The organism is Halotolerantifilum yawarlongkerapense, from assembly GCF_054506745.1.
On record NZ_CP199719.1, the window covers coordinates 2,517,641 to 2,534,218 of the forward strand.

The 16,578-nt window shown below is 54.6% G+C and carries 15 protein-coding genes; 14 read left to right on the forward strand and 1 reads right to left on the reverse strand.

Annotation, left to right across the window (positions count from 1 at the left end):
• Positions 1 to 74 precede the first annotated feature (74 nt).
• The 12 genes from ACULM0_RS12385 (at position 75) to ACULM0_RS12440 (ending at position 13,304) form a co-directional block, all read left to right on the forward strand.
• On the forward strand, positions 75 to 485 hold the full coding sequence (locus ACULM0_RS12385; RefSeq protein ID WP_463677847.1) for an NUDIX hydrolase: 411 nt from the start codon (positions 75 to 77) through the stop codon (positions 483 to 485).
• 3 nt (positions 486 to 488) lie between these two features.
• On the forward strand, positions 489 to 1,445 hold the full coding sequence (whiA, locus tag ACULM0_RS12390) for a DNA-binding protein WhiA (RefSeq protein WP_463677848.1): 957 nt from the start codon (positions 489 to 491) through the stop codon (positions 1,443 to 1,445).
• Entirely contained in the window at positions 1,438 to 1,704 is a 267-nt protein-coding gene (locus ACULM0_RS12395; protein ID WP_463677849.1) for an HPr family phosphocarrier protein, read from the forward strand. Before whiA ends, ACULM0_RS12395 begins: the two co-directional genes overlap by 8 nt.
• 20 nt (positions 1,705 to 1,724) lie before the next feature.
• A complete protein-coding gene (locus tag ACULM0_RS12400) occupies positions 1,725 to 2,819 on the forward strand; it encodes an HD-GYP domain-containing protein (RefSeq protein ID WP_463677850.1) in 1,095 nt (364 codons plus the stop codon).
• A 49-nt stretch (positions 2,820 to 2,868) separates the two neighbouring features.
• Positions 2,869 to 4,083 (forward strand): hypothetical protein, encoded by a 1,215-nt coding sequence (locus tag ACULM0_RS12405; RefSeq protein ID WP_463677851.1) that lies wholly within the window; start codon positions 2,869 to 2,871, stop codon positions 4,081 to 4,083.
• The gene (locus ACULM0_RS12410; RefSeq protein ID WP_463677852.1) at positions 4,080 to 7,562 is read left to right on the forward strand and encodes a DNA polymerase III subunit alpha; all 3,483 of its coding nucleotides are present in this window, start codon (positions 4,080 to 4,082) and stop codon (positions 7,560 to 7,562) included. Before ACULM0_RS12405 ends, ACULM0_RS12410 begins: the two co-directional genes overlap by 4 nt.
• Before the next feature lie 128 nt (positions 7,563 to 7,690).
• Complete coding sequence (gene pfkA / locus ACULM0_RS12415) at positions 7,691 to 8,650, forward strand: 6-phosphofructokinase (protein WP_463677853.1); 960 nt, start codon at positions 7,691 to 7,693, stop codon at positions 8,648 to 8,650.
• A 48-nt stretch (positions 8,651 to 8,698) separates the two neighbouring features.
• On the forward strand, positions 8,699 to 10,456 hold the full coding sequence (pyk, locus tag ACULM0_RS12420) for a pyruvate kinase (RefSeq protein ID WP_463677854.1): 1,758 nt from the start codon (positions 8,699 to 8,701) through the stop codon (positions 10,454 to 10,456).
• 94 nt (positions 10,457 to 10,550) lie between these two features.
• The gene (locus tag ACULM0_RS12425) at positions 10,551 to 10,964 is read left to right on the forward strand and encodes an acyl-CoA thioesterase (protein WP_463677855.1); all 414 of its coding nucleotides are present in this window, start codon (positions 10,551 to 10,553) and stop codon (positions 10,962 to 10,964) included.
• Positions 10,954 to 11,547 (forward strand): DNA-3-methyladenine glycosylase I, encoded by a 594-nt coding sequence (locus tag ACULM0_RS12430; RefSeq protein ID WP_463677856.1) that lies wholly within the window; start codon positions 10,954 to 10,956, stop codon positions 11,545 to 11,547. Before ACULM0_RS12425 ends, ACULM0_RS12430 begins: the two co-directional genes overlap by 11 nt.
• Positions 11,525 to 12,547, forward strand: coding sequence for an aldo/keto reductase (locus ACULM0_RS12435; RefSeq protein ID WP_463677857.1), 1,023 nt, complete (start codon positions 11,525 to 11,527; stop codon positions 12,545 to 12,547). Before ACULM0_RS12430 ends, ACULM0_RS12435 begins: the two co-directional genes overlap by 23 nt.
• Complete coding sequence (locus ACULM0_RS12440) at positions 12,531 to 13,304, forward strand: MBL fold metallo-hydrolase (protein WP_463677858.1); 774 nt, start codon at positions 12,531 to 12,533, stop codon at positions 13,302 to 13,304. Before ACULM0_RS12435 ends, ACULM0_RS12440 begins: the two co-directional genes overlap by 17 nt.
• 62 nt (positions 13,305 to 13,366) lie before the next feature.
• Here ACULM0_RS12440 and ACULM0_RS12445 read toward each other — a convergent pair whose 3' ends face one another.
• Complete coding sequence (locus ACULM0_RS12445; protein ID WP_463677859.1) at positions 13,367 to 14,608, reverse strand: GerMN domain-containing protein; 1,242 nt, start codon at positions 14,606 to 14,608, stop codon at positions 13,367 to 13,369.
• Positions 14,609 to 14,702: 94 nt separating this feature from the next.
• Between ACULM0_RS12445 and rlmD the strand changes: the two genes are divergently transcribed.
• Positions 14,703 to 16,049 (forward strand): 23S rRNA (uracil(1939)-C(5))-methyltransferase RlmD, encoded by a 1,347-nt coding sequence (gene rlmD, locus ACULM0_RS12450; RefSeq protein ID WP_463677860.1) that lies wholly within the window; start codon positions 14,703 to 14,705, stop codon positions 16,047 to 16,049.
• 34 nt (positions 16,050 to 16,083) lie between these two features.
• A complete protein-coding gene (locus ACULM0_RS12455; RefSeq protein ID WP_463679886.1) occupies positions 16,084 to 16,488 on the forward strand; it encodes a GFA family protein in 405 nt (134 codons plus the stop codon).
• Positions 16,489 to 16,578: the final 90 nt, after the last annotated feature.

A 16,578-nucleotide genomic window follows, 5' to 3' on the forward strand; every position in this document is an offset into this window, starting at 1 on the left:
GTATCTACTTTTTTCAACAATCATTCTCAGATATGGTATACTGAATAGGAGAACGCATAAGGGAAGTGAGCCCAGTGAAAAAGATCATCAGCGCTGGTGGTGTCGTTGTCCTTGGCAACAGTATTCTCATGCTCAAGAAGATGAACGGCGATTGGGTCCTGCCAAAGGGAAAGGTGGAGCCCAAGGAGTCGACAGAAGAGGCGGCGCTACGTGAGGTCAAGGAAGAAGCTGGCATCAAGGCCATGCTCGTGAACTACATAGGAGAGACCCGCTACCAGTTTAAAAACTACTGGTCTAAAAATCGTGTGATCGATAAGCGTGTTCACTGGTACCTTATGACCGCCCTGAGCACCCACCCGCTTCCGCAGCGGGCAGAGGGTTTCCAAGAAGCGATGTTCATCCCCATGGACAAGGTGATGGACATGGCCAAGTACGATGACGAAAAAGAGATCCTAGCTGAAGCCATGCATATGCTGGAGGGATGATTCATGTCCTTTTCCTCAACAACTAAACAGGAACTGACCCGATTGGTTTCCGATCCGCGGTGTTGTCAGATCGCTCAGCTCTCGGCCATGATCCATGTGTCCGGGACCATCGAGATGAAGGGCAAGGGGCGGACGGATATCCTGATCACCACGGAGAGCGCAGCCATCGCACGCCTTGTCTTCACACTCATGAAGAAGAGCTTGCGGCGGGTACCGGAGATCCAGGTGGAGGAGAACCACTTCATGAAAAACGGGCATTTGTACCGCGTCGTGCTCGAGGATGCCACAGAGATCCTGACGGCCCTCGGGATTCTGGATGACAGCGGCGGTTACTACCGTCTCGCAGAGACCATTCCAGTGTCTATCGTAGAGAAGGCTTGTTGCAAGCGCGCCTACATCCGGGGCGCCTTCCTCGGGGGTGGGTCGCTGGCCGATCCCGAGCGGGCCTACCACATGGAGTTCAACACCCACCATCCCCAGTACGCAGAGAGCCTCAAGGATTTGATCAACAACACCTACGAGCTGACGGCCAAGACCGTTACACGGAAGGCCAACACAGTCGTGTACCTGAAGGAAGGCGACCAGATTGTGGACCTGTTGAACGTGATGGGGGCACACCAGACGCTGTTGTCCTTCGAAAACGTGCGTATTGTCAAACAGGTGAGGAACTCGGTGAACCGGATCGTCAACTGCGAGACGGCAAACTTGAACAAAACATTGGATGCAGCAGAACGGCAGATTGAGAGCATTCGCACGATCGATGCCCACCAAGGCATCGAGAGTCTGCCGGCATCGCTGAGGGAGATCGCGCGGCTCAGGCTCGAGCAACCGACCGCGACCTTGACCGAACTGGGCGAGGAATTTGATCCACCACTTAAGAAATCAGCGGTGAACTATCGCCTGAAGAAAATCGAGAAGATTGCCGAGGGGCAGCAGATAGGGAGGAATCATCATGATTAAAGAGAAAATGACGGTCACCAATAAGATCGGATTACACGCACGCGCTGCGGCGAAGTTCGTGGAAGTGACCAATAAGTACGATGCCGATATCGAGATCCGCTGTCAAAACGGATCGATCGATGGCAAATCCATCATGGGGATCTTGGCCCTTGGGATCAGTCAGGGGGAGACCATCGAGGTTATCGCCGATGGACTCGATGAAGAGGAAGCCATGGAGGGTATCCGAGAACTGTTGGACAAGGGTCTGGAGAATTTATAATTGGCATACGGGAGGTCGAGATGACCACGATAGTACAGGTTCAAATTGAACATCTGAATCCGGGTGACGTATTGGCCCGACCGGTCTTCGATGGTGAGGGTCAAGAGCTGATCGCCAGCGGCGTGACCTTGACGGCCGCTCTCATCGAGAAATTGCACCGGTTTGGGAGCCTATCCGTGACCATCGTGGGAGAGCCCACGGTAGAATCGGAGCTACGGCATCCGGACCTACGGTTTCTCAAGGAAAAAACGCGCCGCCATGCGGAAGCGCAAATGGAGATGACCCTCGGGAAGCTTTCGGCCGATGGTCCACTGGATCTCAAGGCCGTTGCGGCGACGATCGAAGCGATCATCGCTGATATTTTTGATAAAGAGGAGATTGTCCTGAGCCTGCACACCATGCTCGACGAACACCGTTACATCTACGAGCATTCTGTGAACGTCGCGGTGCTCGCTCTTGTGATGGGTATCTACCTCGGTTACGATAAAGAACGGTTGTGTGAACTGGGGATCGGGGCAATCCTGCATGACATCGGCAAAACGTTGATCCCCGTGGATGTGCTGGATAAAAAAGGGCAGTTAACGGAAGAGGAATTCGCGCTCGTGAAGACCCACACCACTTCCGGCTACGACCTGGTCGCAGAACAGTTGGAGATGTCCGAAGAAAGCCGAGAGATCTTGCGCTACCATCACGAGCGGGTGGACGGCAGCGGTTATCCCGACGGACTCCGGGCGGATGAGATTCCTGTTTACGCTAAGATCGTCGGTCTGGTGGATGTATTTGATGCCATCACCAGCGTGAAGGTCTACAATCGTCCCATGAATCCATACCATGCCATGCGCTACTTGGCGGTGAACAGCGGTGTCAAGTTCGACCGATCGCTCATCAAGCGTTTCTGGCAACTGATGGGCTACTACCCGGAGGGTACGCGCTTGTACCTGACCAACGGTTGTTATGGTATCGTCACGCGGAGAGGCCGTTTCACACCGGAAGTACGCGTGATTCGCGAGGGAGACGACTCGGTACCCGAGACCCCCTATCTCATCGATCTGGGCGTCAATCGGAACGTGGGAATCTACCGCATTGATCTCGACGGGGAGACCGCTACTGGTTAGCGGTCTCTTTTTCAAGTAGCAACGAAACGTCGCTGAAGGAGGAAGCAGAATGTTTTTTAGAATCATAGCCTTATCCCTGAGCCTCTTGTTGCTCACCGGCTGTAGCGGGGAGCTGGCGACAGAAGGGCAGTCCAAAGCCTGGGAGGCGGTCGTGGACAGTGCGCGCGATACGGAAGTATCGCTCGTCTCGAGTATCGGTGAACCGGGGGAAAGCTGGTTGTCCGGGGGACTCGCGGCTCAGATGGCAAGCACCCAGGAAATCACCCTGGTACTCCGCGGTGCATCTGTAAAGGAAGCGCATAGCGAGTTGATCGTCGATCGTGACGTTGAGCAGCGCGAGGGGGCTTACGATTTGATGATCGTTGATGGCCCCACCGCAGAAGCGATGCTGCGTGAAGAGCTTTTGTATGGTGATTTTCTTTCCAAACTACCGAAATACCAGGAGAATATCCATCCCAAGGACGCGCTCTTCGCGCGCGTGGGTGACACGGAGAATCCGGGTGCCATCGTGCCCATCAACCAGTCGCGCTTCTACATGGTCTATGATGAGGAAAGAACCTACGAACCGCCCTCGTCCTACGCCTCGCTCTTTGAAACGATTGCGGATAGCCGTGGGCAGTTTCTGCTACCTGACCCCATGGATCCCGTGGGTAGCCATTTTTACCTGGCCTATCTTCAGGGGACACTGGGAACGGAGAACCTCGTACGGGCAAGGGAAGAGGGAGAGCTAGCAGCCTTGGTTGAACCGAATCTCGGTACACTTCGCGCGCTAAAACCAATGCTCCATCCCGTGGCTGAGGGTACCTTTGTCGACATGGAGACCATCGATCGTCTCTTTCGGGCGGGTGAAGTACTCTTTACCTATGCCCTGGATCTGGACCGGGTGGATGAAATGGTTGGTGAAGATCGTTATCCCATGGATGCGCGTGCCTTTGTTCTTTCCGAGGGAAGCACTGGCGAAGCTCTGTACGCCGTGATCCCCATGAACAGCACCAATAAATCTGGAGCCATGGTGGTCATCGACACAATGTTATCGGGAACGGTGCAGGCCGATATGCTTCAACCCCGTAATTGGGGAAAACTCCCCGTGATCAATAGTGATGTTGCCCTTGGGGAGGCGTACCAACCGATCAAACGTGTGCGCGTGGGACGCGGGGCACCGGACGTTGAAGAACTGCTCGGTGTGGCTCTAGATTCCTTGGATCCTTCGACCGAGGACGCAGTGCTAGGGCTCATCGTCGAAGGGTTGGGCGGTGCAGAGTGAAGCCCTTCGTACATCTGCATCTGCACACGGAGTACAGTCTCCTCGATGGTTTTGCTAAGACCGATGATCTATTTCAAACCCTGAAAAAGAGGGGGATGGATGCCGTGGCCATCACCGATCACGGGACGATGTTCGGTGTGGTGGATTTTTACAAAAAAGCGCGTGCAGCTGGGATCAAGCCGATCATCGGCTGTGAAGTGTACACCACCGAGAGCAGTCGCTTTGACCGTCAGATTCGGGATGAATCGCGAATCGGTCATCTGGTGCTCCTGGTCAAGAATGAGACGGGATACCGCAACCTGATCAAACTCGTTTCCGAGGGGTTCACAACGGGCTTTTACTACAAACCGCGGATCGATTATGAGCTACTGGAAAATCACGCCGAGGGATTGATCATCTTGAGCGCCTGCCTAGCGGGTGACATCCAGCGCCACCTGCTCTTCGATGAAGGGGAGAAGGCAAGGGCACTGGCCCAGCGGTTGAAGGAGATCGCAGATCCCGACAGTTTTTTCCTAGAGATCCAGGACCACGGTCTCGGGGAGCAAAAAAAGGTAAACCGGGGTCTCGTGAGATTATCCGAGGCGCTCCAGATTCCACTCGTCGGAACCAACGATGTGCACTACCTCGAGCGCGAGGATGCCTATGTACACGATGCACTTCTCTGTATCCAGACGGGAAAGCGCATGACGGAAAAAGACCGCATGCGATTTCCAAACGATCAATTCTATCTGAAGTCTTCAGAGGAGATGGCCGATCTCCTCGCGCCCTTCGAGGGCGCCTACGAGAATACGATCAAGATTGCCGAGGCCTGTGCCTTTGATTTTGATTTCAATGCGATGCACCTGCCGAAGTTCGAGGTGCCGAGAGAAACCACGAGTGCCGAGATGCTCAGGAAACTTTGTACAGAGGGACTGGAGAAGCGGTACGATCCCGTTATGGGAGAACACCGTGAGCGGCTGGATGAAGAACTGAGGGTCATCGGCGATATGGGCTATGAGGATTACTTCCTCATCGTTTGGGACTTCATTCGCTTCGCCCGATCTCAAGGCATTTCCGTGGGGCCCGGTCGGGGGAGTGTCGGAGGCTCCTTGGTCGCCTACTGTTTGCGCATCACCGATGTGGATCCAATTCGCTACGATCTGATTTTCGAGCGTTTCCTGAATCCCGAGCGCGTGACCATGCCCGATATCGACATTGATTTCCAAGATGATCGGCGTCAGGAGGTAATCGACTATGTGATCGACAAGTACGGTGAGGACCATGTGGCCCAGATCATTACCTTTGGGACCATGGCGGCCCGCGCCGCCATCAGGGATGTGGGCCGTGTCATGGATCTACCCTACGGACAGGTGGACCGGATTGCAAAAGAGGTTCCCTTTGCCCTGGGTATCACCCTCGACCGCGCACTAGAGATCAACACCCGTTTGCAGAAGCTATACGAGGAAAAAGAACCGGTGCGCGGTCTGATCGACATCAGTCGCTCGGTAGAAGGAATGCCCCGTCATGCATCAACCCACGCAGCGGGCGTGGTGATCGCCAAGGAACCTGTGGACCACCATGTGCCGCTCTACTTGCACGACGGTATCGTCTCCACCCAGTTCTCCATGAACGTGCTCGAAGAACTGGGTCTGCTCAAAATGGACTTCCTCGGTCTGCGTAACCTGACGGTCATCCAGCACACGCTCAGGATTGTGGAAGAGACCGAGGGAGCTAGGATCGATCTGGAGCAGCTCCCTCTCGATGACGTTGCGACTTATGAACTGATCGGACGCGGCGATACGCTGGGGGTTTTCCAGCTGGAGAGCGCTGGGATGATCCGTTTCATGAAAGAGCTGAGGCCGGAGCGCTTTGAAGATATCATCGCGGGAATCAGTCTCTATCGGCCGGGACCCATGGAGTCGATTCCCACCTACCTGGAGAATCGACATCATCCCGAGAGCGTGCACTATGCACATCCGCTGCTCGAGCCGATCCTCAAGGTCACGCACGGAATCTTGGTTTACCAAGAGCAGGTTATGCGCATGGTTCGCGATCTGGCCGGTTACTCTTACGGCAGAAGCGACCTCGTGCGCAGGGCCATGAGCAAAAAGAAGTCCGAAGTAATGGCCCGCGAGCGTGAGATCTTCCTGAACGGGCAGACCGACAAGGAGGGACGGGTGATCGTCGACGGCTGCCTCAGGAGGGGGGTTCCCCGCGATGTGGCCAACGCCCTCTACGATGATATGATGGCTTTCGCGAGATACGCCTTTAACAAGTCCCACGCCGCCGGCTACGCCATGATCGCTTACCAGACAGCTTATCTCAAGGCCCACCATCCCGTGGCTTTCATGGCCGCGCTGATGACGAGCGTTATGGGCAGCCACGGCAAGCTCGGCCAGTACATTCAGAACTGCCGCTTCCTGGGCATCGAGATCCGCCGTCCCTGCATCAACCACAGTTTCGCTGATTTTAGTGTGGAGGAAGGGGCGATCCGCTACGGGCTCGCTGCGATCAAGAACGTCGGCAAGGGTGTGATCGGAGGACTGGTCACGGAGAGAGAGCGGAAGGGGCCCTTTCGTGATTTCTTTGATTTCATCGAACGGCTCGAGGTCAAGGATTTGAACAGAAAGGCCGTTGAGTCCATGATCAAGGCGGGTGCCTTCGATTTCTCGGGTGCCAAGCGTAGCCAGCTGCTGGCCATCTACCAAAAGGCCCTCGATGATGTCTACAATGTACGCAGACGTAATGCCAAGGGCCAGCTATCGCTCTTCACAGCCTCAGATGTAGCCGATGATCTGGCAATCTCTCTTCCGGAGATTCCGGAGATGAACCAACAGTATCTGCTTTCTTTTGAGAAAGAGATGTTAGGTGTCTACATTAGCGGGCATCCTCTGGAGGGAAGGAGAGAGCTGATCGAGAGTGTGGTCACGATGACCCACGTGCAGCTCAAGGAGTCCGCTGAAGAAGGGACGGTGGCAGATCGCACCCGTTTTACCGCCGCGGGACTCGTGACCGAGGTGCGTGAGCAGACGACTAAGAATCGTCGGTTGATGGCCTATGCGACCCTGGAGGATCTATCGGATACGCTGGATTTACTTCTCTTTCCACAGACCTACCAGAAGTTTGTCTCGCTGGTGGAGAAGGACGCGCAGTTGGTCGTGACGGGACAGTTGGATATCAACGAGAACAATCCCCCGAAGCTAATCGTGGATTCGATCCTGCCCTTGGATGAAGTGAGCGTTCAGGGTCTGAGTAGAAAGCGGACGGAAAACAAGAAAACGCGCCGTCTCTATCTGCGTATCGACGGATTTGATCCGGGAGCCCTGAGTCGGTATAGAGAGCTCACACGCCAGCACCGGGGAAAGACACCGGTGGTCGTCTACGACAAGGCGGCAGGTAGACGTTTCGATCTCAAGAGGGAGGACGGGGTTCGCCTCGATCGCCAGCTCTTGGAAAGACTGCGCGCAACCTACGGTGCGGATGCGGTCAAAGTCAAATAAGCTGGGGGTTTTTCGTTATAATGACGAAATCCCCCTCATTTCTTGCAAGGAGGACGTAAATCGCTTAAAATTAGTATAGTGAACTAGAATGGGCATAATGTGTTTATATGATGAGGAGTTGAACCAATTTGAAGAGAATCGGCGTATTGACCAGCGGCGGTGACGCACCCGGTATGAACGCTGCCATCCGTGCAGTGGTCAGGGTTGCCATCTACCACGGCCTGGAAGTTTCAGGCATCAAGCGTGGCTACCAGGGGCTGCTGGAAGGAGACATCCACGATATGGACATCGCTTCGGTCGGAGATATTATCCATCGCGGTGGTACTAAGCTGCGCACGGCCCGTTGTGAAGAGTTCAAGACAGAAGAAGGCCAGGACAAAGGTTTCGAGATGCTCCGGATGTTTAACATCGATGGACTGGTGGTCATCGGTGGAGACGGTTCCTTCAGGGGGGCCATCAAGTTACATGAACGGGGATTTCCTGTAATGGGTGTTCCCGGAACCATCGACAATGATCTCGGTTACACGGATTTTACGATCGGTTTCGATACGGCGGTGAATACCGTAGTCGACGCCATCGGGAAAATTCGCGATACTTCATCGGCTCACGGCCGAGCGAATATCATTGAGGTCATGGGTCGCCACTGTGGTGATATTGCTCTGTACGCCGGTTTGGCCGGTGGCGCGGAGAGTATTATAGTCCCGGAGGACCCCATGGAATGTGATGATGTCTGTCGCAAATTGATCCAGGGGAAAAACCGCGGGAAATTGCACAATATCATACTTCTTTCCGAGGGTATCGGCCGTCCTTATGATTGGGCGGAGGCCATCGAGGAGAAAACAGGGATCGATACCCGCGTGAGTATCATCGGGTATTTACAGCGTGGTGGAACCCCTTCACCAAACGATCGCATTTTGGCCAGCCGCCTTGGGGCAAGGGCGGTAGAGCTTCTGCGTGAAGGCAAAAAGGGGAGAGCTCTCGGTGTCAGTGGAAACGACGTGATCGATGTAGATCTCGCCGAAGCCTTGGCAGCACCGAGCAACTTCAACCGCGAGCTGTATGATCTGACCAAGATCCTGTCCATCTAGGGCACGGATCCCGCATGAAGAGTGAGAGTATAGGAGTTGACTAAACGCATGAAGAAAACGAAAATCGTTTGTACGATCGGACCCGCGAGCGAGAGTAAAGAGGTATTTACTGAGCTCGTCAAGAGCGGTTTGAATGTCGCACGACTGAATTTCTCCCACGGGAACCATGAAGAACACCTGCAGCGGATTAAGATGATCCGCGAAGTCCGTGAAGAGTTGGGTGAGCCAGTAGCGATTCTCCTCGATACAAAAGGCCCTGAGATTCGAACGGGCAAGTTCAAGGAAGATGTGGTGGAGCTCAAAGAAGGACAAACCTTCATCCTGACCTCAGAAGATTATCTCGGGGATAGCGAGAAATGCCAGATTTCTTACACAGGTCTCCCGGGGGATGTCACACCGGGCGTCAAGATCCTGATCGACGATGGTCTGATTGAACTCGAAGTGCTGAGCACCACAGAGACCGAGATCACGACGATGGTGAAGAACGGTGGTCCCGTGAAGGATAACAAGGGGATCAACGTACCAGGCGTCGCCATCAACCTACCGGCCATCACGGAGAAGGATGAGAAGGATATTCTCTTTGGTATCGAGCAGGGCGTGGACTACATCGCCCCATCCTTTATCCGTAAGTCCGCCGATGTCATGGAGATCCGTAAGATTCTTGAAGACAATAATGCGCACGATATTCATATCATCTCAAAAATCGAAAACCAAGAGGGTGTGGACAACCTGGCTGAGATCCTTGAGACTTCCGATGGTCTCATGGTTGCCCGCGGTGACTTGGGTGTGGAGATCCCCACCGAACAGGTACCACTGGTGCAAAAGAGCATGATCGAGCAGTGTAACGCTGCGGGCAAACCCGTCATCACGGCCACCCAAATGCTGGACTCCATGATCCGCAACCCCAGACCGACACGCGCCGAGACCACGGACGTGGCTAATGCGATTTTCGACGGCACCGATGCCATCATGCTTTCAGGTGAGACCGCTGCGGGTAAATACCCCGTTGAATCGGTGAAGACCATGAGCGTAATCGCAGAAGCGACAGAAGGTGCTTTGAACTACAAAGAAATCCTCGATCATAAGTCCAAGATGATTGACGAGAGCGGCGTGACCTATGCGGTCAGCCATGCTACTTGTGAGACGGCCCTCGATCTAGCGGCGAGTGCAATTATCACCGCCACGGCTTCGGGCTTCACGGCTCGCAAAGTATCGAAACTCCGACCAAAGGCTCCGGTGATCGCCGCTACACAGTCAGAAGCAGTTCGGCGCAAGCTGGCCCTGGTGTGGGGAATCCATTCGATCCTGATGGACGAGGCCAACAACACCGATGAGATCTTCGACAACGCGGTAGAGCTTGCCCGTCAGCATGGTTACATCAAGAAGGGTGACCTCGTTGTCATCACCGCTGGTGTTCCCGTGGGCATCGCCGGTGCAACGAACCTGATGAAGGTACACCTCGTTGGTGAAATCCTGATCAAGGGAACGGGTATGGGCAAGAAAGTGACCACGGGCGTGATCTGTGTGGCCGATACACCGAACGAGCTGAAGGCCAAGTTCAAGGAAGGCGACATTATCGTATCGACTTCTACGGATATCGATATGATGGACTATATCGAGAAGGCCGGTGGCCTCATCGTCGAGGAGGGTGGCTATACCTCTCATGCTGCGATTGTAGCCCTCAACCTTGGTATCCCTGCGATCGTCGGCGCCAAAGAAGCGACGAAGGTCCTCAAGGATGGCGGTCTCGTGACCTTGGATTCTGACAAAGGTATCGTTTACGCGGGACGTACGCGCGTACTGTAAAGACATCTCAAGATCCGCTCCCTTCGGTGCGGGTCTTTCTTTTTGTCTGGAAAAAGCCTACAATAGAGGAAAAGCAGGTGTGAGGAGGAGACAGATGCAATCAGTCAAAATCACCCCAAGGTACTCGGAAACGGACCAGATGGGGATTATCTACCACGGGAACTATCTTTCTTATTTCGAGCTCGGTCGAACGGGCCTGATGAAGGCGGGTGGCTACACCTACAGCCAGTTTGAAAAAGATGGATTCATGCTACCGGTGATCGAGGTGGGGTGCACGTACAAGAAACCCTTGCTCTACGATGAACCGGTACGTATCGAGACCACAGTGGAACAGCTCAAGGGTGTCCGTGTTCGCTTTCATTATGTGATCCGAAGGGAGAGCGATGGGGAAGTGCTGGCAGAGGGATTCAGCGCTCATGCTTTCGTCGATCTCGAGCTACGTCCGGTCAGGTATCGCCACCTTCCGGAGCATTTCAGGGGGATTTTGGAGGATGCCCATGAAGGATGAGACGCGCTGTCCCTGGTGTGACAGGGACGATCTCTACCGGACCTATCATGATGAAGAGTGGGGCGTTCCGGTGTATGACGACCGGGTGCACTTTGAGTTTTTGATCCTGGAATCAGCCCAGGCAGGCCTTTCCTGGCACACGGTACTCAAGAAGCGAGAGGCTTATCGTGAAGCCTTCGCGGGCTTCGACCCGGCGGTGGTGGCAACCTTCGACGCGTCCGAGATCGACGTCCTGATGGAGAACCCAGGACTGATCCGATACCGCAGGAAGATCGAAGCCGCGGTCCAGAACGCGAGGGCTTTTCTGCGCGTACAGGAGGAGTTTGGGAGCTTCACCCGCTATATCTGGGGTTTTGTTGGAAACGAACCCCCGCAGAATGCTTATCGTAGCCTTCAAGAGGTGCCGGCCAAAACAGAAGTATCTGAAAGACTGGCCAAGGATATGAAGAAGCGGGGTTTTTCTTTTTTGGGTCCCACGATCTTGTACGCTCACATGCAGGCGACAGGACTTGTGAACGATCATCTGACGGATTGTTTTCGATACGAGGAGGTTAAAGCTCATGAAGAGCGTACAACTGGGTAACACGGGACTAGAGATTTCAAAGGTGGGCTTCGGGGGTATCCCGATCCAGAGGTTGACCCAATCCGAAGCGGTCCACCTCATCCGCCTGGCGCGGGACCGCGGTTACACTTTCATTGATACGGCCAGAGGCTATACGGTGAGCGAATCCTTTGTTGGCGAGGCACTGGCTGGAGACCGCGATCAGTGGATCGTGGCCACAAAATCCATGGCACGCACGCGCGAGGCAATGGCCGAGGACATTCAGATCAGCTTGGAGAATCTCCAGACGGATCACATCGATCTGTACCAGTGCCACCTGATCAAGAGCATGGACCAGTATCATGCGATCATAGGGCCAGGTGGGGCCATGGAAGCCCTTTTGGAGGCGAAAGCGCGGGGTACGATCGGGCATATCGGCTTCACGGCCCACAGCGCCGATGTGGCGATGGAAATCCTAAAGGCGGAGCCTCCTTTCGAGACCCTGCAGTTCCCTTTCAATTTTATCGAGGACCAGGGCACTGCACTCTTTGAAAAGGCCAAGGCCATGGGACTTGGTACCATCGCCATGAAACCCATCGCTGGAGGTGCCTTCACCGAGGCGGCTCTGGGTCTCAAATATACCTACGGCAAAAATTTCATCGACGTGGCCATCCCGGGCATGGATGCGACCGAACAGATCGAGGAGAACGCCAGTATGCTCGACGCTGATCTGACCCTAAGCCAAGAGGAGATCGACCGTCTAGAGGCCGTCAGGGCGGAACTGGGTACGACCTTCTGCCGTCGGTGCGGCTATTGTCTGCCCTGTCCCACGGGTATCGATATTCCCACGCAGTTCATCTTCGAGGGTTACTACAAACGCTATGATCTCGAAGACTGGGCGATGGATCGTTTCAAGTCCCAGCAGATCTCCTCGGCAGACTGCGTGAAGTGCGGGCTCTGCGAGACGAAATGCCCCTATCATCTGCCCATCATGGAGATGCTGGAGGGTGTATCGCGTACCTTCAGTGTCAATCGTGATTAGCGAAGGAGTACGGGTCGAGCGGATCACCGAGCATCTGAGAAGCTATGCCTTCGACCCTGTGGGCGACTATCAGTTCGAGAATCAGATTTACGTGCTCGAGGGTGACACCGGTTATCTGGTCATCGATGCGGGCTTTCCCGAACAGACGGCACTGCTGATGGATTTGCTCGCTGACAAGACGGTGGACACGCTGATCCTCTCGCACTACCACGGGGATCACATAGACGGCATGCACGTGATGTCTGCCCGTCGCGTGATCGGGAGCTGCCATTTCGAGAAGACGCTAGCCCGATATTATGGTGATCGGGACCCGGACCGGTATCGACCCGATGTCGCGGTAGAGGGGTCCTTCGCATTCAATTTTGACGGTCATGCTATCGAGGTGTTCACCAGTCCCGGGCATTCACCCTGCACGGTACTCACTCGAATCGACGGGCGTTTTCTCCATACGGCCGATGAGGTGATGTGGGGTACGGAGGACCGTCTGCTCCTACCGTCGACGGATAGTTATCTGACCATTCCGCGGTCCCTCGAGTCTCTCGAGAGGCTCGAAGGGATGGCGGCGGAAGGCTACCTCCCGGGTCATGGTAGTGCGAAAACGCCTGTGGCCTTTCTCGCGGCCCTCCGGGATGTGCAAAGGTATTACCTCGCGGTGGCGCGTCATTTACCGGAAGAGATCAGCGTCAAGCGGGCTCTGGAGCATACAAGACACGAATTCTGCCATGAAGAATGGCATGCTGGTATCTACAGGACATGAAAAAAGATCCACCTTTTCGATCGCTAAATCGAAAAGGTGGATCTTTTGGATATGCGTCGGTTTTATTGTTCGCCCGCCAGGTTGATGAATCGCGGCTTAGCGGCGTTCTCCCGGTAGATGGTCTCTTCCGTTCGTACGGTCACCCGGTCGATCGCCCCGAGGCTCGTGAAGGTGTAGACCAATTGATCTGCCAATATGCCCGCGTCACGATCATCGAAGCGGTCGAAGGCTTCGGAGAGCGTGAGGGTCAAGAGTGTGTTTTCCGCCTGCATGGTATCGATCCCGATGAGGTCCACGGAATCGGGGAAGGGCATGTAGAAGGCCCTATCGGCGGGAGGTGTCTTCAGCGCTTCGAAAAGCCCATCCACGTCCCTAGCGGTGGTCTCGAAGGGAGCGTAGTAAAGGTGACCTGCGCTCGCGTGAAGGTAGTAGGTGAAGGGGCCGATTTGCTCCTCAATCGGCTCCTCGTAGTCCATGTCATGGAAGAACTCCGGGGAGTGCCCGTTGTTTACGAAGATATGCGTGGCCCCGATATAGTCGATGGCGTTCATGGTCCTCGAGAGGGCACCAAGGGCCGTGGTGGCCGCGCTGGACCCCTGTCCAAAGGGGGTCGCGTCTTGTCCGTCGATATAGAGGCTTACCGTTTGGTTGGCCAGTCGTGCGACGCCAACGCGTGGCACGAAGGCACCTTCGTAAAGGCCCAGGCCTTCTGGAGCGCCGGCGAGCAGTGCGTTGAGCGTGGTACGGATGTAGCTATCCGTCTCGGGGATGACGAAGTTCACGGGAATCAACCCGATGAGCTGGCGATCCGGGAGATAGAGTGTGTGGATCATGCGATTGTCCGGCTCGGCAGTTGCCGTGGACAGTGGTTCTGCCGTGAAGGTTTTTCGGAGGTAGAGGGTGAGCTCGTCTTGCACTTGCGGGTGAGCAACCTTGACCTCTGCGTAATCCGTGGGATGGGTCAGCTCAAGACTTGAGAGATCGAGACTTAATCTGACCCGGTCCATGGCTTCTTCGATAATCCGTGTTTGGATCGACTGACCGTCGATCGTCAATGCTCCGGGGTCGAAGGTAGACATATCCATATTGCTTTGGATGGTCAGCTCAAGGGTCTCGGGATCTTCTAAGTAGCGGTTATCTGGTGCGACAAAAGTATAGAGGGGATCGGGCGTTTCCTCGGGTTCAGGATCTGTTTGCCTCGATGGAAACTCGAAGTCAAATTGAAAGGCATTGGTATTCAGGGGAATCGTGGATAAGACGAGTGCCACGATGATCAATAGGAACAAATTGAAAATGACGCGCATCGATGGGCCTCCTAGTTGGTTTCGATTGCTGTTATGTATGATACAATCATTATAACTTATTCTGATGAGTACCGAAAGACGAGGAGAGAAAACCATGTTGACAAAAGGTGAAGAAATCACATTGACCATAGAGGATCTGGGAGACAAGGGGGAAGGTATCGGCCGCTACGAGGGAATGGCTGTATTTGCCCAGGACGCGCTACCGTCGGAAATTGTGAAGCTCAAGATCATCAAGGTGAAAAAATCATATGCAATCGGAAAGGTAGTGGAGAGGATCGAGGAGAGTCCAGATCGGATCGTCCCCCCTTGTCCTTATGTGGGCCGTTGTGGCGGGTGTCAGATCCAGGAGCTGGACTACGCCGCTCAGCTGGTCCACAAGGAGCGCTTGGTCACGGAGACCCTAGCGCGCATCGGCAGGATCACCCCGGAGCATACCTTGCCGATCGCCGGGATGACGGATCCCTGGCGTTACCGGAACAAGGGACAGTACCCCATTGCGATGGTGGAGGGTAAACCCGTTATCGGTTTCTACCGGCAGCGGAGCCACGATGTCGTGAGAGTCGCCGACTGTTTGCTCCAGTCGGAAGGCCACGCACCGATTCTCAAGGCTGTGGAGGGATGGATCCTCAAGCACAATATTGCGGTTTACGATGAGAAGAAGCGCAAGGGGCTTTTACGGCACCTGGTGATCCGCAATAACGATCGAGGAGATCTCATGGTGATCTTGGTGTCCAATGGATCGCTCGCTTCCGTGGAACCCTTGGTGGCCATTTTAATTCAACTGGGTGTCGGCTCGCTCTATCTGAATCTGAACAGAGAGCGGGGGAACCGGATTTTCGGTAATGAAAGCAAGCTGATTTACGGGGAACCTGTTCTCAGGGACCATATTGGAGAGCTTTTTTTCGAGCTGGGCCCTACTTCCTTCTTTCAAGTCAATCCGAGACAGACGGTCACCCTGTACGAACAGGCCCTCGCCTTCGCTGGACTGACAGGTGAAGAAATGGTCTTCGATCTCTACGCTGGCATCGGGACCATCTCCATGTTCCTGGCAAAAAAGGCCAAGCGCGTCGTCACGGTAGAACTGCACGAAGGCGCTTGTGAAGATGCCAAGAAGAACGCCGAGCGAAACGGACTGGACAATGTGGAGGTCCACCAGGGACGAGCGGAGGAGGTCATCCCCGAGCTCTACGCGAAAGGCTACCGTGCTGACGTCGTCGTGGTGGATCCGCCGAGAAAGGGCTGTGATCCAGTACTCCTGGATACCATCGTGAAAATGCAACCGGAGCGCATCGTGTACGTGTCCTGCAAGCCTTCGACCCTAGCCCGTGACCTGGAGATCTTGGAGGAGCAGGGGTACCGAACGAAGAGGGTTCGGGCCGTGGATATGTTCCCGCACACCACGCATGTTGAGTCAGTCGTCGAGCTATGTAAAGAAGGGTAGCAATGGAACAAATCGTAAGGAGGGAGCGTTGATCGTGCGACACACGGGTTCATGTCTTTGCGGAGAGGTTACTTTCGAGATCGATGGTGTTTTTGAGGATTTTTATCTTTGCCACTGCAAGAGGTGTCAGAAGGATACGGGATCAGCCCATGCGGCCAATCTGTTCTCTTCTTCTGCCCGGTTAAGGTGGCTATCCGGTGAAGGAAAGAGAAAAATTTTTAACTTTCGCTCGGAAGGACACATCAAGAGCTTCTGTAGTATTTGCGGATCAGCGCTGCCCAACCTTCAGTTGGAAGGCACGCTGCTGGTCGTTCCCGCAGGAAGTTTGGACAGCGATGTATCGATTCGACCTCAGGGGCACATCTACTTCGAAAGTAGAGCCAATTGGGATCATGAGCTGGAGTGTGTGCCGACATTCGCAGAGCTACCGACGGAATAAGGAAAAAGTTCGCATCTTGCTTTTTCGCGACAATCCCCTTGTGGATTGTCGTTTTTTCTTGCTTGAGTAGACTTGGAACCCTTCGGAGAC